The organism is Yoonia sp., assembly GCF_046498525.1.
Lineage (GTDB): Bacteria > Pseudomonadota > Alphaproteobacteria > Rhodobacterales > Rhodobacteraceae > Yoonia.
Window position 1 is genome coordinate 1 of the sequence record NZ_JAWOAN010000105.1, and the last position, 19,520, is coordinate 19,520.

At 58.2% G+C, this 19,520-nt stretch carries 22 protein-coding genes and 2 pseudogenes; 9 read left to right on the plus strand and 15 right to left on the minus strand.

Features of this window, described 5'->3' with window-relative positions:
- The 4 genes and pseudogenes from R6T97_RS07525 to R6T97_RS07540 form a co-directional block, all read left to right on the plus strand.
- Positions 1-1,137 (plus strand): annotated as a pseudogene (locus tag R6T97_RS07525) (hypothetical protein); the annotation flags it as partial.
- 478 nt (positions 1,138-1,615) lie between these two features.
- Positions 1,616-2,335, plus strand: a complete 720-nt coding sequence (locus R6T97_RS07530; protein WP_410348673.1) for a glycosyltransferase — start codon at positions 1,616-1,618, stop codon at positions 2,333-2,335.
- Positions 2,311-2,484 (plus strand): hypothetical protein, encoded by a 174-nt coding sequence (locus tag R6T97_RS07535; protein ID WP_410348674.1) that lies wholly within the window; start codon positions 2,311-2,313, stop codon positions 2,482-2,484. Before R6T97_RS07530 ends, R6T97_RS07535 begins: the two co-directional genes overlap by 25 nt.
- Positions 2,485-2,642: 158 nt before the next feature.
- A complete protein-coding gene (locus tag R6T97_RS07540; protein ID WP_410348675.1) occupies positions 2,643-3,683 on the plus strand; it encodes an acyltransferase family protein in 1,041 nt (346 codons plus the stop codon).
- 202 nt (positions 3,684-3,885) lie between these two features.
- Here R6T97_RS07540 and R6T97_RS07545 read toward each other — a convergent pair.
- The 6 genes and pseudogenes from R6T97_RS07545 to def (R6T97_RS07570) all read right to left on the minus strand — a co-directional run.
- Positions 3,886-4,059 (minus strand): annotated as a pseudogene (locus R6T97_RS07545) (IS1380 family transposase); the annotation flags it as partial.
- Positions 4,060-4,321: 262 nt separating this feature from the next.
- Positions 4,322-5,116 (minus strand): L,D-transpeptidase, encoded by a 795-nt coding sequence (locus R6T97_RS07550; protein WP_410348676.1) that lies wholly within the window; start codon positions 5,114-5,116, stop codon positions 4,322-4,324.
- Between the two features lie 117 nt (positions 5,117-5,233).
- Positions 5,234-6,133 (minus strand): methionyl-tRNA formyltransferase, encoded by a 900-nt coding sequence (gene fmt, locus R6T97_RS07555; protein WP_410348677.1) that lies wholly within the window; start codon positions 6,131-6,133, stop codon positions 5,234-5,236.
- 51 nt (positions 6,134-6,184) lie between these two features.
- A complete protein-coding gene (def, locus tag R6T97_RS07560) occupies positions 6,185-6,685 on the minus strand; it encodes a peptide deformylase (protein ID WP_410348678.1) in 501 nt (166 codons plus the stop codon).
- On the minus strand, positions 6,682-7,143 hold the full coding sequence (gene def, locus R6T97_RS07565; protein WP_410348679.1) for a peptide deformylase: 462 nt from the start codon (positions 7,141-7,143) through the stop codon (positions 6,682-6,684). Before def (R6T97_RS07565) ends, def (R6T97_RS07560) begins: the two co-directional genes overlap by 4 nt.
- A 3-nt stretch (positions 7,144-7,146) precedes the next feature.
- Complete coding sequence (def, locus tag R6T97_RS07570; protein ID WP_410348680.1) at positions 7,147-7,668, minus strand: peptide deformylase; 522 nt, start codon at positions 7,666-7,668, stop codon at positions 7,147-7,149.
- 108 nt (positions 7,669-7,776) lie between these two features.
- Between def (R6T97_RS07570) and R6T97_RS07575 the strand changes: the two genes are divergently transcribed.
- Complete coding sequence (locus tag R6T97_RS07575; RefSeq protein WP_410348681.1) at positions 7,777-8,949, plus strand: MalY/PatB family protein; 1,173 nt, start codon at positions 7,777-7,779, stop codon at positions 8,947-8,949.
- Positions 8,950-8,959: 10 nt separating this feature from the next.
- Here the strand turns inward: R6T97_RS07575 and R6T97_RS07580 are convergent, their stop codons facing one another.
- The 8 genes from R6T97_RS07580 to R6T97_RS07615 form a co-directional block, all read right to left on the minus strand.
- Positions 8,960-9,307, minus strand: coding sequence for a hypothetical protein (locus R6T97_RS07580; protein WP_410348682.1), 348 nt, complete (start codon positions 9,305-9,307; stop codon positions 8,960-8,962).
- Between the two features lie 89 nt (positions 9,308-9,396).
- Entirely contained in the window at positions 9,397-10,164 is a 768-nt protein-coding gene (cobM, locus tag R6T97_RS07585; RefSeq protein ID WP_410348683.1) for a precorrin-4 C(11)-methyltransferase, read from the minus strand.
- Between the two features lie 93 nt (positions 10,165-10,257).
- On the minus strand, positions 10,258-12,066 hold the full coding sequence (cobJ, locus tag R6T97_RS07590) for a precorrin-3B C(17)-methyltransferase (protein ID WP_410348684.1): 1,809 nt from the start codon (positions 12,064-12,066) through the stop codon (positions 10,258-10,260).
- Complete coding sequence (cobI, locus tag R6T97_RS07595; protein WP_410348685.1) at positions 12,057-12,758, minus strand: precorrin-2 C(20)-methyltransferase; 702 nt, start codon at positions 12,756-12,758, stop codon at positions 12,057-12,059. The genes cobJ and cobI overlap by 10 nt, the downstream gene beginning before the upstream one ends.
- On the minus strand, positions 12,755-13,957 hold the full coding sequence (cbiE, locus tag R6T97_RS07600) for a precorrin-6y C5,15-methyltransferase (decarboxylating) subunit CbiE (RefSeq protein ID WP_410348686.1): 1,203 nt from the start codon (positions 13,955-13,957) through the stop codon (positions 12,755-12,757). Before cbiE ends, cobI begins: the two co-directional genes overlap by 4 nt.
- Positions 13,958-14,020: 63 nt before the next feature.
- Positions 14,021-14,656 carry a precorrin-8X methylmutase gene (locus tag R6T97_RS07605; RefSeq protein ID WP_410348687.1) on the minus strand — a complete coding sequence of 212 codons (636 nt, stop codon included), beginning with the start codon at positions 14,654-14,656 and terminating at the stop codon, positions 14,021-14,023.
- 68 nt (positions 14,657-14,724) lie between these two features.
- Entirely contained in the window at positions 14,725-15,921 is a 1,197-nt protein-coding gene (locus R6T97_RS07610) for a sirohydrochlorin chelatase (protein WP_410348688.1), read from the minus strand.
- A complete protein-coding gene (locus tag R6T97_RS07615) occupies positions 15,918-16,133 on the minus strand; it encodes a DUF6732 family protein (protein WP_410348689.1) in 216 nt (71 codons plus the stop codon). The genes R6T97_RS07610 and R6T97_RS07615 overlap by 4 nt, the downstream gene beginning before the upstream one ends.
- Before the next feature lie 313 nt (positions 16,134-16,446).
- Between R6T97_RS07615 and R6T97_RS07620 the strand changes: the two genes are divergently transcribed.
- Entirely contained in the window at positions 16,447-17,424 is a 978-nt protein-coding gene (locus R6T97_RS07620; RefSeq protein WP_410348690.1) for a glutathione S-transferase family protein, read from the plus strand.
- Here the strand turns inward: R6T97_RS07620 and R6T97_RS07625 are convergent.
- Complete coding sequence (locus tag R6T97_RS07625; protein WP_410348691.1) at positions 17,384-17,776, minus strand: response regulator; 393 nt, start codon at positions 17,774-17,776, stop codon at positions 17,384-17,386. The genes R6T97_RS07620 and R6T97_RS07625 overlap by 41 nt on opposite strands.
- Before the next feature lie 197 nt (positions 17,777-17,973).
- On the opposite strand from R6T97_RS07625, the gene R6T97_RS07630 reads away from it, so the two are divergent.
- The 3 genes from R6T97_RS07630 to R6T97_RS07640 all read left to right on the plus strand — a co-directional run.
- The gene (locus R6T97_RS07630; protein WP_410348692.1) at positions 17,974-18,348 is read left to right on the plus strand and encodes a DUF1636 family protein; all 375 of its coding nucleotides are present in this window, start codon (positions 17,974-17,976) and stop codon (positions 18,346-18,348) included.
- The gene (locus tag R6T97_RS07635) at positions 18,345-19,280 is read left to right on the plus strand and encodes a threonine-phosphate decarboxylase (protein ID WP_410348693.1); all 936 of its coding nucleotides are present in this window, start codon (positions 18,345-18,347) and stop codon (positions 19,278-19,280) included. The genes R6T97_RS07630 and R6T97_RS07635 overlap by 4 nt, the downstream gene beginning before the upstream one ends.
- Before the next feature lie 5 nt (positions 19,281-19,285).
- Positions 19,286-19,520 (plus strand): cobalamin biosynthesis protein (locus tag R6T97_RS07640; protein WP_410348694.1); only part of this gene is annotated, 235 nt, incomplete at its 3' end.

Sequence of the window (19,520 nt, forward strand, 5' to 3'; positions counted from 1 at the left end):
ACGGCACCCGCGAGCGAAGACATGGGCCTCTATTACAAAAGTGGCCTGATCTACGCGCTCATGGATTACGCCCGCGAAAACTGGGGCGATGGCAGTCTGACAGCGCAGGATATTATCGACTACTTCCAGGCAGGGTTCGGCTTTGATCTGGGAGCCAACGGCGCCACACATCACCGCTTCATCCCCAACGACCTTGGCGACGGGGTACGCTGGGACAACCGGTTGAACTGGAACTCCGACGCGCTGCCAATCGACGGCGACACCGTAGATTTGGGCGGTAACTGGGTTAATTTCAGCGATACTGTGACGGTGGCCAGTCTTGATCTGGGCACCGGCGGCAAGCTGCAGGTAGGGTCGGGGAAACTCACGGTCGATGCGTTGGAAACAGGTGACAACGGCATGATATTTGTCGAGCGGGCTGGGCAGGTCTGGACCGACGGCTATAGCGGTGATGCCGCCCTGTCGGTGCAGGTCACCGGGGGGCGTTTTGCCAATACCGGCGATGTCAGCGGGCCGGTGATTGCCAGCGTACAGGGCGGGCAGGTGATACTGGCGGCCGATAATGCGCAATTCTTGCTGGCCGAAAACAGCGAACTCCGCATCAATGGCACAGCGGCCAAGGTGGGCTTTGATGGCGCTACCGGCGGTGTCGCGACGTTGATAATGCAGGACGGGGGGCAGCTGTCCTTTGTCGCTGACGCTACAGGGCTCGCCCGCGTGAACGAATTCCGCAGCGGCGCATGGGATCAGCAGGGCAGCGCTGTACATTCCGGTGTCGCTCTGGATGGCACGCTGGCGCTGGACCTGAGCGATTACATCGGCACAGGCTCCATGAAGCTGATCGAGGTGGATGCCATCTCGGGCATGTTCGACAACGTGGATATTCACGGGCTAGGCGACAAGCGTGATGCGAATCTGATCATCGACTATGCCGCCGACCTTGTAACGCTGGAATTGAGCGCCGGAACCGGGCAGGGCAACCTGTCGGTGATTGGCGATGCCAGCGACGGCACAGACGAAGAGGCCGGCCTGTGGGACGCGCTGACGCTTGGACTGGAAGAAGATGGCGGTCTGGATCCGCATATCACCATCCTTGACGATATGATCGATCCGCTACCAGATATGACTTTCATTTGATTAGTATCCACGCCCTTCAGCGTTTGTTATCGTAAGGTTCAAGGTTGAGGCCGGAGTGATTTCAAACATCAATACCCATCCGCGCGCCGACGAAATTCTGGCGAGTGGATGGCTGGCCTTGGTCGCATATCATTGGGGCGCACATTTGCGAAGCTTCTTTGCGCAACCTCTTGTCGCGGCTGCGCTGATTTTGGTCTAGTCAGGCTTGTTTATGGCGTAATCGCATGACTATGGCGGTGTGCTGGTCGATCTGCGGCCCTACATCACAAGGGGTTTAGTCCCGTAATCCGGTGGATAGGGTTGAGGAAGAATCTTTCTGGCTCTGATGTCCAGATTTTGCAGATGTATTCTTAGGATGTTAGAGATTACGTTGCTTGCCCATGGCTGAGCATTGCGGCAACGTCGGCACCATGACCCAACCCATCACCCCTCCCGCGCCTATCTTGTCATCTCGCCCGGCCGGAACGAGGCGGGGTATATGCGTCGCACGCTCGATAGCATAGTGGCGCAGACGCAGCGACCCGCGCGTTGGGTGATTGTCGATGACGGTTCCACCGATGACAGCCCGGCGATCCTAGCGGAATACGCAGCACAGCATGACTGGATCACCGTTGTCCGGCGCGAGGATCGGGGGCATCGGGCCGTTAGGCCAGGGGTGATCGAAGCGTTTTACGCAGGATTAGAGACTGTGTCGCTCTCGGATTATACCTATCTTTGCAAGCTTGACCTCGATCTTGATCTACCACCGGGGTACTTTGCCGGGCTGATGAACCGGATGGAGGCCGACCCTCGCGTTGGCACCTGTTCGGGCAAGACCTACTACATCGACAAGGCCGGTCGGAAGGTCAGTGAAAAAATCTCGGATGAGATGTCGATCGGGGTATCGAAATTCATGCGGGTCAGTTGTTTTAACCAGATCGGCGGCTTTGTCCGCGAGGTGATGTGGGACGGGATCGATTGCCACAAGGCGCGGATGCTGGGCTGGAAGGCGGTCAGCTGGGACGAACCGGAGCTACGATTTGAACACCTGCGCCCGATGGGGTCGAGCCAGCAAAGCATCTATTCCGGGCGGCGGCGGCATGGGTTTGGGCAGTATTACGTGGGATCCGACCTGTTGTATTTTACGGCAACGGCGATCAAGAAGATGGCACATCCGCCATATGTTCTGGGGGATTGGCGACACTGCAAGGATACTTAGGGGCGTGGTGGCGGCGCGCGCCACAACACGGAGATGCCGATCTGGGCGCTTTTGTCCGCGCCTACCAGCGCGAGGTTCTTTGGCGCGGTAAGGCCCGCACCGTCGCCCGGATCGAGGCAGAGCGCGCAGGGGTGTGGGTGCCACTTTAGGTTTTTTGCATCATGAGCACCCTAATGTTTACGCAATGTTCAGATTTGTTGACGCCATCAAGATAGCGTCGTGAGATAAGATTTTTTAATTATTAACAAAAACGATTGGTTGGCAGGCTTTCTTGCCGCACAATACCCCAGAGGATTTTGTATTTTATATGATTAATCTTGCAGGCACATCTTCTAACGCAGCGCGTACCGGCGCGCTGATCCCTTATGTATCGTGCCTTGACGGGGTGCGTGCGGCAAGCATTCTGCTGGTCTTACTCGCGCATACGGCACCTCTTGGACCCAAGCCCTGGCTGCTCAATGCCATGGCTGCGCGTATGGGAATGGCGCTTTTTTTCTGCCTGTCAGGCTATCTGATCGTGAGCATGCTTTATCGCAAGCCTGATGTTTTGCCCTTCATCACAAAACGGATAATGCGTATAGTCCCCGCCTTGTTTCTTTATCTGACTGTACTGCTGGTTTTTTTCGATCTGCCGATACAATCTTATATTCTGAACTTGATGTTCGTTTCTAACTACGCGGTTAGCGGCCTGAGCGATGGTCCAGTTAGCCACATCTGGTCACTTTGCGTCGAGATGCATTTCTATCTTGCGATCGGTCTTGCTGTATTACTGGGTGGAGCACGCGCGGTCTGGCTGGTGGTCCCAGGGGCACTGATCATCACTGGTTTCAGGGTTGAGGCCGGAGTGATTTCAAACATCAATACCCATCTGCGCGCCGATGAAATTCTGGTAGGTGGATGGCTTGCCTTGGTCTCATATTATTGGGGTGCGCATTTGCGAGCTTTCTTTGCACACCGCGCCATAGCAGGCGCACTGATAGCGCTTTTGTCAGGGTTGTTTATGGCGTCATCGCATGACTATGGCGGTGTGCTGGTCTATCTGCGGCCCTATATTGCCATGGCCCTTGTCGGGGTCATCATGCATTGCCAGTTACGCCCTCTGCTTGATGTTCTGGAAAGCAGGATCGCGCGGTATATCGCACGCATTTCCTATGCTCTTTACATCTGGCACCCTTTGATGGTGTTCGGAATGATGAATACCGGTAGCACCATGGAGCGCTACCTGTTCAAGCGTCCGATCAGCTGGGCGCTGACCTGGATCGCGGCGCATCTGTCAACCAAATACTGGGAGGCTTTCTGGCAACGCCGCGTGCGGCAATGGCTCCAAAAGCGATGCGGCACAGGATGATTCCAATTTCTGTGGGCTGACGGATCCGCCAGAATACACCACGTAAAGCCACTAACCGGGGTAGGTTATGACGGCAAAGAACGCGGTCACGGTATCCTTTTACATGCGACCACGAGTTCCAGAGACAGTGCTCAAAAGTGGCTCATAAAAATGGCACTGGACAACTGTTTGCGGGTAAGGACATCTTCTATGTTGGACGGCCCTTGGTCACGAATTGCCCCATATGGCTTGTCAACGCGGCGCTACCATCCACAGCCAGCCTGCCAACCAACGGCCGCATCACTGAAACAAGCGGCAGACGATCCGCATTATTCACTTCCTCATATCCCGCCAAGCGCCCAAACAGAGATTGGCGCAACAGACCTAACAGAGAATGAAGGGCGCCTCTAAAAATTGTCTCAACCCCTTCGTGACGAACTTGTCCCACATTGCTTCCTTCCATTTCTGAGAAGGGGTCGACGATCACACCAAGGGATCAAACACCGATCTGGCTCTCGAAACTCGCAATATGCAAACCCTAGATTCATCATTGATAACAAAAATTCAAGTAATGCTGTCGTAAGTTTCACTTTACGGCCCAGCATTGCATAGCCGCCTCAACCGCAAGCTTGAACGGCTATCATCATCAAGACAAGGGGCTATCCGTCGTCAAATTCTGGTGGGCGGTCATTGGCAACAGCCTCTTCCCCCAAGAGATCTTCAGCCGAGATGATTTTTGGCGGCAGTTCAATGCCACGGCCGAAGTTTTCGGGATCAACCCGCATCGATTCTTCCGGCGACCGGATGATCACCTTCATTGGTGCCTCGATCTGGTTATAAAGATGGATCACATCCTGATTGAACATACGGATGCAACCAGCAGAACCGGAATTGCCTATTGATCCCAGATCATTCGTGCCGTGAATCCGGTAGTATGTGTCACGGCCGCCGCGAAACAGATATAACGCGCGCGCCCCGAGCGGGCTGCGCAGGCCCCCGGGAATACCCGCGCGGAATGGTCCATATACTTCGGGTTCGGTCCGCAGCATGTTCTGCGTCGGTGTCCAACCCGGCCATTCACGCATGAATTTCATCGTTGCCGTACCACGGATCGAACGTCCTGCACGACCAACGCCAACGGGATACCGCGTGGTCGTTCCGTCTTCGCGCACATGGTAGAGGAATTTCGCATAAGGATCGACGTCGAGGGTATTTGGCCCGGCTTCGCCATTGTACCACCCTGTCATGCGACGGTTGACGCCTTGCAGGTACTTGGACGGCACTCCGGGAAGGATATAACCTGCGTCCTCGATAGGACCATATCCCTCGATAAAAGGTTCCGGCACGGTCGGTTCAATCTCAGCAACGGGCAAACGCGGCGCACAGGCTGCCGCCGTAGTCGCCATTGCCATCGCAGCGAACGACCTTCGGGTCAGATTTGTCACAGAAGTCATCATGCTACCTTAGAATTTCCGAATCCCCTGATAGCACCCTCGTCGGGATAGGCGAAATAACCTCAGGCGAGATTTCGCGAATCCCGCAAGAACGTGACAATCTGGTCAAGCAAGCCATCAGACAACTGTTGGCCCCAGCGCCAGACCTTTCAATATTTCATCAGCCGACATCGCTTTCTTGCCAGGGCGTTGCGCCTGCGTCACCTCGACGGCACCATCACCGCAGGCGATGGCAAAACCGCCAAGCACCTGCCCCGGCTCTCCGGCACCATCTACTGCGCGGGCTCCCAGTAATTTGATACGTTCGCCCGCCACATCACACCATGCTCCGGGAAAGGGTGACAATCCACGTATTAACCGGCTGACCTCGGCGGCTGACTTCGACCAATCAACGCGGGCTTCGGCCTTGTCGATCTTGGCGGCATAGGTCACCCCGTCTTCGGGCTGCGGATCGGGTGAAAGTGCGCTCAGGTCATCCAAAGCTTGCACAATCAATCTGGCGCCCATCTGCGAGAGCCTGTCGTGCAGTTGCCCGGTCGTTTCTTCGGGGCCAATCGGCGTTCTTTCACTTAACAAGACCGGCCCGGTATCCAGACCTGCCTCCATCTGCATGATACAAACGCCGGTTTCAGTGTCACCTGCCATGATCGCACGGTGGATAGGGGCCGCACCACGCCAACGCGGCAAGAGCGAAGCATGGATGTTCAGGCATCCTGCCTTTGGCGCATCCAAAATCGCTTGCGGCAGGATCAGACCATAGGCGACGACCACTGCAACATCCGCTTCCAGCGCAGCAAAGGCGGCCTGCTCTGCCGCGCCTTTCAGCGAAACAGGATGCCGCACTTCAAGCCCCAAAGCCTCGGCACGTTTCTGCACAGGCGACGGTCGATCCTTCTTGCCGCGCCCCGCAGGTCGGGGCGGCTGACAATAAACGGCAACGACCTCATGGCCAGCAGCCACAAGTGTATCCAGAACCGGAACCGAAAAATCAGGTGTCCCCATGAAGATGATACGCATCGGCCTCGACCCTCTTTATTCAATCACATTCGCACCAGCGGCACCAAATTCTTAACGGCGCTGCAACTTTGCCGACTTCCTGATCAGCATCTCGCGCTTTACCCGCGTCAGGCGATCAAAGAACATCTTGCCCCCCAAATGATCAATCTGATGCTGCACCGAAGTCGCCCAAAGTCCGACAAAATCCTGCCGGTCCCATTGACCGTCCGCATTCAGGAACCGCACTGTCACCGCCCGTGGTCGTGTCACCTTGGCCCAAACACCCGGCAGATTGGGTGACCCTTCCTCGTGCACACGAGGCTCTACACTGCTGTGCAGAACCGTTGGGTTCGCCATGCGGATCGCCTGTCCGCGCGCCTCGGAAGCATCCACGACAGCAAGGGCCATGTCGATGCCCAACTGCGGAGCGGCCAGCCCGACACCCGGCATCCGATCCATCGCCAAGATCATCTCTTCCCAGATTGCGCGCACCTCATCCGTGATTTGCGCAACCGGGGTTGCCGGAGTGCGTAGTGCTGGATGCGGCCACATGACAAAAGGGCGGTGGGTCATTGCGGGCTTCCCGTCTGGGTAATCAAAAGACCTTCAAGGTGGTCGAATTCGTGGCAGATACAGACGGCCTGAACACCTTCGAAACGACCACTGCGGGCACTTCCATCCAGATCCTGCCAAGAGAGTGCAACCCATATGGGACGGCTGACATCAAAACTCTTGCCGGGGATGGACAGACAGGCCTCCGTGCCAATCGCCTCTTCATCCGCGCGGGCCGTGATCTGCGGGTTCACAAAGATCATCGGATCAGGCTCCGCCTCTTTCCACGCGGTATCCACCACGAAAACGCGGCGGCTGACACCGACTTGCGGGGCGGCCAGACCGCGCCCGGGGGCCGCATACATCGTCTCGAACATGTCCCTGACAAGCGCGGCAAGTGTTTCGTCGAACACGTCAACCGGGGCCGCCGTGTGCAGCAAGACCGGATCACCTTCGAACCGTAGCGAACGCACAGCCAAGGCTCAGCCCCGCGCCATTTCGCGTTTCAGCTTTTGCATCTTGCGGGTAATCATCTGGCGCTTGAGCGGCTTGAGGTAGTCAATGAAAAGCTTGCCGTCGAGATGGTCTATCTCGTGCTGTACACAGGTTGCCCACAGCCCGTCAAACCGTTCGCGTCGGGCTTGCCCGTCAAGTTCGGTCCAGATGACTTCAACCTCCGTAGGCCGCTCAACCTCTGCATATTGCTCGGGAATCGACAGGCAGCCCTCTTCATAGACGTTCTGCTCTTCGGAACGCCATGTGACTTCCGGATTGATCAACACCATCGGCTCCGGTGTTGCATCGTCTTCCTTCGCGCAATCCATCACCAGCATCCGGCTCATGACCGCAACCTGCGGGGCGGCCAACCCGATACCCGGAGCATCATACATCGTTTCAAGCATATCATCGGCCAAACGGCGCAGATCGTCGTTCACCGTTGTTACGGGCGTGGCCACTTTTTTCAAACGTGGGTCGGGGTGGATGAGTATATTTCGCAATGCCATAGCGCTGATTTAGTGCGTCCTGCCGTGCACCGCAAGCACAGGGCGTTTTTCGCCTTGCACCGAGCAGCGCATCCTACCAGTTTGCCTGTAAGACAGCAGGAGAGACACATGTCGTTCAATACCCCCATCGACCGTCGCGGCACCAACAGCACCAAATGGGACCGGATGGAAAAGCTATACGGTGTATCGCCCGAAGATGGCCTCGCGATGTGGACGGCTGATTCTGACTATCAAACCGCCCCCTGTGTGATCGCGGCGGTGAAAGCCGCTGCTGACCACGGTGTGTTCGGTTATGGTTTCGAGGACGACGCATATCTGGGCGCAATCAAATGGTGGATGCAGACCCGCCATGGCTGGTCAATTGAAAGGGACTGGATTCTGACGACGCAGGGCCTTGGAAACGGGATCGCCCTGTGCCTCGATGTCTGGACAGAGCCCGGCGATGCCGCAGTGATCTTTACGCCAGTCTATCACGAATTTGCAGTAAAGATTAACAAGACAGGCAGGGTCGTGACAGAGTGCCCGCTGGTCCGGAAAGACGAAACTTACGTCCTTGATCTGGACGATGCGCAATCCCGCCTGACCGGCAAAGAGAAGATGCTGATCTGGTGTTCTCCGCAAAACCCGTCAGGCCGCGTCTGGACGGCAGACGAGTTGCGCGCCGTCTCCGCATTCGCCCGCAAGAACGGCTTGATGCTGATCAGCGACGAAATCCATCACGATCTCGTCTATCCCGGGAATACATTTGTGCCGATGGCCGTTGCAGCCCCGCAGGACGCTGACAATACAGTCTATCTGACCGCCGCCTCCAAGACCTTCAACATCGCAGGACAACGCACCGGAAACATGATCATTGCCGATCCGGAATTGCGCGCGGCCATGCGCAAGCGGCTCTCTACTCTGGACTACGGTCCTTCCTCGCTGGGCATCAAGATGATTACCGCTGCCTATTCACCTGAAGGTGCCACCTGGGTCGATGAACAAATCGCGCATCTGCAAAGCAACTGCGAGATTTTCAACACCGGCATCAACGCCATCCCCGGCGTGTGGTCCATGCCGCTGCAATCCACCTATCTTGCGTGGGTGGATTTCTCCGGCACCGGAATGACCCACGAAGAGGTCGCAAGACGCATCCGCGACACAGCCAAGATCGCTGTTTCGCAGGGGCCGACATTTGGCACCGGTGGTGAAACTTTCATGCGTTTCAATCTGGCGACCCAAAGGGCCACAGTGGAAGAAGCGGTCCGCCGCATGCAGGACGCCTTCAGCGATTTGCAATGATGTTCACTGCCTAGCGGCTGATCAGGCCCGCCGGTACGAAATCGGGGCGTACAAAGTCCGCTGCCGGTTCTGTCGCGACGGGGGTAGCCCATTTGAATTCAAAGACCCGCTCAAACTCCGCATCGACCGACGACACAACAAGGCAGGTATAAAGATGCTTGGGCCCGTCATAGATATCGACATGGCCCCGCAACCGATCGGATCCTTCCAGATCAAGGGCAAAGCCCCCGTCCCAGAAACGGCAAATGCGATAGGTGTCGTCCCCGTCGTGAACCGCCAGACGGTCCTTGCGCTTCAGCGCAGCCTTGCGTGCTTCTTCCAAACCCTGACGTACCGCATCAGGCAAAAACGTAAACATACCAACTCCCTCCAGACAGTCCGAAAGATGCCCCGAGAATAGTAAATATCAAATGACAAAATCCGCCGCAGCGCAGAAACGCCTTACTTTCAAGCCTTCAGGCGCGGTCGCAACACATGTGGCTTGGCCGCATCATAGAGCGCAGAGTCCGGAAACCCGTGCGAATCGGCCAACGCCGGTCCAACAAGGATCAATGCCGTTCGCGTAATCTTGGCGGCACGTACCTTCTCGCGCACGTCCGTCAAAGTACCGCGAATGATCATCTGATCGGGCCAGCCAACACGATAGATCACGGCCACGGGGCAATCCTCGCCATAGTACGGGGCCAACTGCCGCTCGATCTCGCGCAGGGCACGGATACCAAGGTGGATCGCCAGCGTCGCACCCGTCCGTGCGAAATTTTCAAGCGTTTCCCCTTCCGGCATACCCGTCGATTTCATCGACATGCGCGTTAGAATGATCGACTGCGCCACTTCCGGCACAGTCAGTTCCGTGCCCAACGCGGCGGCTGCCGCCGCATAAGCCGGCACACCGGGGATGATCTGGTAGTCAATCCCATCCGCCTTCAACCGGCGGATCTGCTCGGCAATGGCCCCGTAAAGCGAAGGATCACCTGAATGCACTCGGGCCACATTCTGGCCATTTGCATGCGCCTTGAGGATCTCCCCGTGCGTATCATCCAAAGTCATCGGTGCCGTATCCATGACAAGCGCCCCCTTGGGTGCACAGGCCACAACCTCGGCAGGCACAAGCGAGCCTGCGTAAAGACACACCGGACATTCCCCTATGATACGCGCTGCCTTCAACGTCAGCAATTCGGGATCACCCGGACCTGCACCGATAAAAAAAACAGTCAATTCAAAGCTCCCATCTTCATCTTGGCACAAATACTCCCGCGCGGCGCGCAATGGGATGGCAGGTGGGGCGCATTTGGCGCCAGCCAAAAAGCGTCATCCTGCCAGATCCCCGTCAATCTTGCGCGCATAACCGCGCGGCGTATACATCCGCGGCCCTTCGCCAAGCGCGGCCAGCCGCGAATGCGACGACCCGACCAGAACCACCGTCAGCATATCCACTTCGTCCACTTCAAGCTCATCAAGCCTGCGATACCGCACGTGCTCTTCCGGCCGCCCCAGCGAAGAAGCCAGCATCACAGGCGTATCAGCGGGCCGATATTGCAGCAGGATATCGCGCGCCTCGGCCAAAAGGGTCCGGCGTCGCAGCGAAACCGGATTATAAAAGGCAATCACAAAGTCACCGACTGCCGCAGCATTCAAGCGTTTCACGATATCTTCCCGCGGGGTCAGCAGATCCGACAGGGAAATCGCGCAGAAATCATGGCCCAAAGGCGCACCGGCACGCGCCGCCGCCCCTTGCAGCGCGCTCACCCCTGGCGAACATACCACTTCGACCCGGCGGGCGGCGTCACTCACGCCCATCTGGTCCGGACCACGATCCAGCAACTCAAAGACCAAGGCCGCCATCGCATAGATGCCTGCATCACCCGAACAGACCAAGGCCACGTTCTTGCCCTGTCCTGCCTGTTCAAGCGCGTAGCGGCAACGTTCTTCTTCGCCACCCAGAGGAAAAACGGAGCGGTCTTTGCCCACAGCCAACGGGCCCAGCAAATCAATATAAAGGCCATAACCCACGAGTTCCTCGGCCTCGGAAACCAAGCGCGACACTTCCGGCGTGCGCCATGCTGCCTGACCAGGCCCAATACCCACGACAGACAGACGCCCCCGTGCGCGCCCTTTCAGGGTCACCAAGGGGTCTGGCGTCACAACCAACGCACAGGTCGCATTCGCGGTCTTGCGCTTGGCCACCAGAAATTCACCAGCATCACCCGCTTGCGCCAGCGCCGCCGCCTCGGACACGCCATGTGCACCCACTTCGGCAAAGACAACATCGGACGGGTTCTGCAACTGCGGCGTCTGCGCTTCCAGCGCATCGGCGTCAAACAAACGTAGCGGGATGCCCAGATCGGTGGCCAACGCGATGATCGCAGGCTCATCCGCCTTCAAAGAGATCGTGTTCACAGAATGCACGGCCTCTGGCGCGACACCTGCCTGTTTCAGAGTATCCGATACCAAGGTCGCCAACTCATCCGCAGGACAATTACGCGCACAGCCGACACCCAATGTCAGCCGTTGCGGCGCAAACTGAAGATGGGCAGCACCCAGATCACCCTGTCGCGCCATCGTGCAAGACACCCGCAAGGCATCACCCCGAGGCAAATCTGCCAACCACGGCGCATCGCCGACTACCTCTGCACCACCTCCGGCCAGCAAGCCCGCCATCGCCGCCTTTGCATCACGGCGATTGACCAAGCGCCACCCGGGGGGTGGTTCATCCAATGCCACGCCAAGGGCCACATCGCCCGCCGTCGTGACCGCAGATACAGCACCCAGCGCCGCGGATATCTGCGCAGACAGCCTGTTTGCACCACGATGCCCACCCAACAGCGGAACGACGACCGCGCCATCTTCCGATACGGAAATAACCGGCGGTTCGGTCGTTTTGTCAGCCAGAAGCGGGGCGACTGCTCGGATCAGGATGCCAGACGCACAAACCCCAACAACCGGAACACCAGCGGCAAACAGGTCACGCGCGTGATCCAGCGCATTGGCAAAGAATGCGTCTGCCTGATCAACGCGGCCTTCGCGTCCATGGACTTGGGCGCCAAGTGTCGCCGCGACGCGATGCGCCGTTGCCTCACCAGAGCGCGACAGCGCCAAAACTACAGGTTTCAAAGCCAAGGATCGGCCCCTTTCGTCAATAAGATCATCGAGAAGTATGGTGCCTTTTCGGGTGCATCGGCCAATGGCAGCACGACCTCTTCCGGCAAGGTCGCCCGTTCCACATAAACGGCATCGCCGGTCAGACCCAGCGCATCAATCACGCCACGTATCTTGGACAGATGCCGCCCGACCTTCATGATCACGACACTTTCCGCGCCTTCGATCCGCGCACGCAACTCATCTTCGGGCAACGGCCCGGGCAGAACCGTCAGCCGCTCATTGCGCGCCGCCAGTGGCATGGCTGCACGCGCGGCACAGGCGGTGACCGAAGTGACACCCGGTACAACCTCGACTTGGTAGTTCGCGGATAAACGCGCAAAGAGGTACATGAAAGAGCCATAAAAGAACGGGTCACCCTCGCAAAGGCACACGACATCCTGTCCGGCATCCAATGCAGCCGCAATCTCGGCCGCGCCCTTGTCATAGGCGTCCTGCGCAGGCGCACGTTCCACCGACATGGGCACATCCATGACGATTTCCTGCACTCCGGGCGCAATCAAGTCTGCCGCGATCGAACGCGCAAAACTCGCAGCACCGGCAAGCGTGGGATAGGCCACCACGGAAGCCGCCTCGATCAGCCGCGCCGCGCGCAATGTGATTAGATCGGGCGCACCGGGCCCTAGCCCAACACCGTAGAGAACTCCAGTCATCGCTTCACCAGACTCCACTGCGTGACCGGCATCAGCGGCCGCCAACCGGTCAGGCGACCCACAGGTTCTGCACGGTGGACCGAGAGCTTTACCAGATCACCACCGTGCAACTTGTGCAGCGCAATCAATTCAGCTTCGCTCTCCAATGTCACCGCATTTGCCACAAGGCGGCCCAGCGGACGCAGGGCGGACCATGCCGCATCAAAGGTTTCGCGGCTCAGCCCGCCACCGATAAAGATTGCATCCGGTGCATCAAGTCCGTCCAGCGCCTCAGGCACCGACCCTTCGACCAAAGCCAGCTTCGGCACACCAAGCGCCAAGGCATTCGCAGCCGCCATCGCGCGTCTGTCGGCGCGGGGTTCGATGCCCACCGCACGGGCGTAGCGCGCCGCACGCATCCATTCGATCGCAACTGATCCGCAACCACAGCCAATATCCCACAACAGGGCACCGCGCATCGGCATGAGCTTGGCAACAGTTGCCGCGCGCACCTCTTGTTTTGTCATAGTCCCGTCGGACTGAAAGAGATCATCCGCCAACCCCGGAACACGCGGCAGCAGGGCCGCATCAGGGGCAGCGACACAGTTCACGGCGAGCGTATTGAAAGCGGGCACCGTGTGATCCCAGCTTTCGGCCAGCCCATCGAAACGTGCCTCATCCTTGCCGCCCATCGCTGCCAGAACGGTCATTCTTGACTGCCCGAACCCGCGTTCTGTCAAGAATGCGGCAATCTGCGCAGGCGTTTCCGCCCCGGTGGTAAGAACAAGTAACTGCGCATCGGGCTGGATAAAGGCGATCATCTGCTCGACAGGGCGACCGTGGACAGTCAGCGTTTCGACGTCAGGCAAGGACCAGCCCATGCGGGCCGCAGCAAGCTGGAACGCCGATAGTTGCGGGTGGTAGACAATCTCGCTCGGATCAATGGCACGGCCAATCCGCGCCCCGACAGAAAACCACAAAGGGTCGCCCGTCGCCAGAATGACCACCCGCTTGCCGCGCAGGTCCTCGATGGTTGCAATCAACGCATCGAACGGATGCGGCCACGCCAGACGTTCAGATGTCAAATCCTTGGTAAGCGTATGGTGCCGCTCACCGCCGATAATGATCTCCGCCGCCTCGACCACGGCACGTGTCGCCGGAACAAGACCGTCCATCCCGTCTTCACCAATCCCGACGATATGGAGCCATGGATCAGTCATCGCTTGTCGCCCCCCTTGCGGCGGCGTCGCGCGGGATATCCAACGGTCATGATAAGCACCTGCCTACACATCTTCCGGCAGTCCCGCGGCCAGTGCATTGACAGCCGCAGAGGCCATTGCAGACCCGCCACGCCGTCCGCGCAACGCGACATAATCACACCCGCGCGGGTTTGCTGCTAGCTCGGCCTTGCTTTCCGCAGCCCCGACGAAGCCCACCGGAAAGCCCAGAATGACCGCCGGTTTCGGCCATCCCGCGTCCAGCAGTTCAAGCAGATGAAACAGCGCCGTTGGCGCGTTCCCGATGGCGACGACAGCACCCTCGATCCGGTCGCGCCAAAGCTCGACGGCGGCGGCAGAGCGGGTGTTGCCGATCTCTTTGGCATGCGCTGGAACCGACGGGTCATTCAACGTCACGACCACATCATTCGCTGCAGGCAGATACCGCCGGATGATCCCTGCACCGACCATTTCACAATCACACAGCACCGGCGCGCCGGCTTTCAAAGCCACATTCCCGGCGTCCACGGCCCGTTGCGAGAAAGCCAGCCGATCGGCGATCTCGACCATTCCACAGGAATGGATCAGCCGCGTGATGAGCGGATGCATTGCAGGCGCAAACCGCTCGAGCCGCGCTTCTGCGCGGACGGTTGCAAAGCTTTGTGCATAGATCGTTGCAGGGTCTGTTTCGTAGGGGCGCACGTGCGGGCCTTTGTCTGGAGTGGCACCCGCCGGAGCCTCCGGCGGGCGTTTTTGGAGCAAGCTAATATTCAGCCAGCTTTGGTCTTACGCGCGCTTTCCGGGCCATGCGGGTGTTTGGCATGGGGGTAAGGTGCGTGGTGATGGTCATGATGATGATCATGATCGTGATCATGGTGGTGATGGTGGTGATCATCTGCGGCCTGCAACCTGCACATGCCGGTACAGAAAGTATCGCACAGCGTGCAATCCGCCACATTGGACCCCGGCGCATTCGCACCCTGCCCCTCGACGTGATGGTGGTGACTTTCCTGTACCGCACCCACTTCGCCCTCGAAACCCAGCACAGCGGTCCGGTATTTGCAAAGAACACAGGTCGGCGGCGGAACCGCCCCAAAGGCAGGATGCGCGCGATCCTCCGCGCTGATGTGGTGATGTGCGCCTTCTTCCAGAGCCAGAACCTGACTGCGATACCCGCAGATGCCGCAGTTCGGCGGGGGTGTTTCGCTGACCTGCTCCATGATCCGCTCGGCAAAGGTTTCAAGTACCTTGGGATGATCGCCCAGATACCCTGCTTTGACGAATTGAATATCTGTGTGCTCTGCGGCGACTTGATCCGTAAACCCGTAAATCCGGTCAATCAGAATACCCGAGAACAAAAAGTAGGGGAACACAATGACACGCTTGTAAGGCAAACGCGCAACATGTTGCAGACACGGCTCTACCAAGGGGAAAGTAACGCCAGAATAGCCGACCTCGCACCAGCCAAAACCCATGCCCTCTTGCAGCATCCGCGCGATCTTGGCGACGTTACCGTTGGCATCGGGATCAGACGCCCCACGCCCGATCACGACAAGGCAGGTTTCGGTCAACGGCAATTCACCATGTTCCGCATTCGCCTGATCGACGGCATCCTGAATACGGCCAGCGGCGGCGGCGATCATCTTGGGATCAACGCCCAACTCGCGACCGTATTGTACTGTCATGCCATGTTTCGCAGCATAGGTATTCAGGACCGTCGGGATGTCGTTCTTGGCGTGCATCGCAGCAAAGAGCATCCCCGGCACTGCCAAGATGCGTTCGCACCCAGCCTCCCGCAGCTTATCAAGTCCATCACGGATCACCGGGTTTGCAAACTCCAGATAGCCGTAGTCGGTCATCCAGTCGTCAGGGAGATAGGCAGGCAACTTGTCCGCGAGGGTCGCAAATTCATTAACAGCCGACTGGCTGCGCGATCCGTGGCCGCAAATCATGACACCGGTTTTCATGCGGTTTCCTCTTCCAACTCTTCCTCAGCCTCGGCAGCGGCTTCCTTTTCTTTCTTGCCCTTCAAGGCACCCCAGATCGCGGCCAGACCGGCCAGACCTATGGCAGCACCCGCAATCCAGTGGTCATGTCCAGCCACATCCGCCCAATGGCCCGGATGCGCCATCGCCGATGACCCAGTGCAGATAAGCAAGATTGTTAAAAACCCTCGCATGAGCGTCCTCCGTTTCATCATACTTCCAGAGAGACCGTTCCACCGGGTCTTGACGACGAGATGCGCAGTTCCCGTTTTGGGTCAACCGTGCCGTCTCCAACCTCTCTGGCCTTGTATTGGCTTCGTCAGAAGAGGGTATAGTCGGCACGACAACGCAGAGCAAACGCTTAAGCGACGCATGGATGACAAGTGGCGGCAATGAAAACCCTGTGGTGGTCTGTGCACTCACGCACGAAAGCTGCGCCCCTACACCTGTTTGTTCGTTTGCGCTATGGCATTAGCTACTGATCAAACAAATGGAAGGATGATCAAGATGGGCCAATTAGTAGACGGTGTATGGCATGACGTTTGGTACGACACCAAATCAACGGGCGGTGCTTTCGTGCGCAAGGACGCGCAATTCCGCAACTGGATCACTGCGGACGGTTCTGCCGGGCCATCCGGTGAAGGCGGATTCAAAGCCGAGAGCGGACGCTACCACCTTTATGTTTCCTACGCCTGCCCATGGGCGCACCGGACGCTCGTCTTTCGGCAACTCAAGGACCTGACCGACCACATTAGTATTTCGGCAGTACACCCTGACATGCTGTCGGATGGCTGGACGTTTAAAACGGATGAGCATGGGGCCACGGGTGATACGCTCTTTGGCCTGCCTTTCGCGCGCGACATCTATCTGAAGGCCCTGCCGGACATGACCGGACGTGTGACAGTCCCGATCCTGTGGGACAAGAAACGCGGGACGATTGTTTCCAACGAAAGCTCGGAGATCATCCGGATGTTCAATTCGGCCTTTGACGAGATGACGGGCAACACCGATGACTACTGGCCGGAAGACCTGCGCGAGGACATCGCCCCGGTAAATGACCGCATCTACGACACGGTCAACAACGGCGTCTACAAATCCGGCTTTGCGACGTCGCAGGAAGCCTACGATAAAGCAGTATATCCGCTGTTCGATACGCTGAACTGGCTGGAAGATCGGCTTGCCGAGAATCGCTACCTGATGGGCGACCGCCTGACAGAAGCAGATTGGCGCCTCTGGACGACACTGATCCGTTTCGATCCGGTCTATCACCTGCACTTCAAGTGTAACCGCAAGCGGATCGCGGACTATCCGAATCTTTCAGGCTACATGCGCGAATTGTACCAAATGCCGGGCATCGCCGACACGGTGAACATGCACCATATCGTGCGGCACTATCACTACAGCCATGACACCATCAACCCGCATCGGATCATCCCGATCAACCCTATACTGGATTATGACGCCCCGCATGGTCGGGGGGCCTGATCCCATAGTGGTGAACGATTGCGGCAAGGTCTTCGGGCGGCGTCGCAGTCTTCACCAACGCCCGCGCATTGCCCGCGTGATTGAAAATGGACCCGTCTGAAAAGAACGTCGTATCAGTGACGAAAACAACATTGGCATGAGGTTGACGGAACTGCACAAGGTCGGCAACCGCCAATGCGCTGCCCTCGACCAGAACCAGATCCAGGACAATCACGTCGAACGCTGTTGAGTCGACAATCTGCAAAGCATCTTCGGCAGTTTGAACACAGGTCACAACGACGCCAAGCCGCTCAAGATGCCGTTGCCATATCCGCCCCAAGCCCTCATTTCGCTGGACAATCAAAGCCCTCATCGTATCCTCCCTTTCGGTACACACTACACTCGTTAAAACTGGTTCTTCACCTTCGTACCAAAGACACCTGTGACGAAATCCTTAACGAAGTGTTAACGGCGGAATTGCACTGTACCAAAAGACCGATTCTTGCCGACGGGCTTGTGTTGGCGGCGCGAATACGCTTGAAACGCCGCAGCAAAAAAGAGGCACCCCGCATGACAACCTGGATCACGATCTGCGACACCTGCAAACGGGAAGGGTGGGACGCGGGCGATATGGCTCGGACCGACGGCGAAGCGCTTGCCAAGTTGATCGAAGCTGCGGCAACCGGCCTGCAAGACGTCAAAACCCGCAGGGTCTCTTGCCTGATGGGGTGCAAGAAAGCCTGCAATGTCGCGATACAGGGCGCGGGCAAACTCAATTACACTTTGGGTGAATTCGAACCCACGACCGAAGCGGCAAGTGGCATCGTCGCCTATGCCCTGGCACACGCGGCTTCGACCACAGGGCAAGTCCCCTACCGCGAATGGCCACAGGCCGTGAAAGGCCATTTCGTGACCCGCCACCCTCCGCTGCCGCAAGACGAATGAACAACAAGCGTGATCATGGCGGTGGCATTGACGCTGCAATCGCCGCCTACGGCGGCACGCGGGCAGACTGGCTGGACCTGTCAACCGGCATCAATCCGGTCTCATACCCGATCCCCAAGATCCCGCAGGATGTCTGGACCGCCTTACCCGATGAAGCCGCATTCGCGCGGCTCTACGCCTTGGCGCGTAGCTTCTGGAATGTCCCCGATAGCGCGGCGATCATCGGCGCAACAGGTGCTTCTGCCATTATCGCCGCCCTGCCGCGCGTGATCCCGACAGGCGAAGTTTGCATTCCCGGGCCAACCTATAACGAACATGGAGCCGCCTTTTCCGCATCGGGATGGCGCTTGGGTCAAGACCCAAGCCACGCGCTGGTCGCGGTGCATCCCAACAATCCTGACGGTCACATCTGGACGATCAGAGATTTTGAGGCCGCCTACACCGTGATCGACGAAAGCTTTTGCGACGTCATGCCGGATCAGTCCCTGATCCATATGGCTTCACGCCCCGGTGTTGTCGTCCTCAAGAGTTTTGGCAAGTTCTGGGGGCTTGCCGGTCTGCGCCTTGGCTTTGCCGTCGGCGACCCAAAAATTATCGCAAGACTGAACGACCTTCTGGGGCCGTGGCAAATCTCCGGACCGGCCCTGTCGATCGGGGCCGAGGCCCTGTCTGACCCTGCCTGGGCCGATGCAACGCGGGTGCGCCTTGCAGCCGACGCCACACGTCTGGATGCGCTTGTGGTAAATAACGGGACAGAACTTGTCGGCGGCACTACCCTATTCCGCCTCTACAAGGTCAAGGACGCAAGCGCGGTCCAAGACCGGCTTGCCGAACACCATATCTGGTCACGCATCTTTCCCTATGCCCCTGACTGGCTCCGTCTGGGGTTGCCCGCCACGGACCGCTGGGCGCAGTTGGAGGCCGCATTTTGACGCTTGTGTTCGCCATGTTGCTGGATGCGCTGCTGGGCGAACCCAAGTGGCTCTGGTCTCGGTTCCCGCACCCGGCTGTCCTGATGGGCCGGTTGATCGGGTGGTGTGACCGAACGTTCAACAAAGGCGAACGCAGACGGCTGACGGGCGTCTTGACCCTCGTTGCATTGTGCATTGCTGCAGGCGTGTCGGGCTGGATCATACAGCTTGCACCGGGCTACCTTCTTGATGTGATCGTGC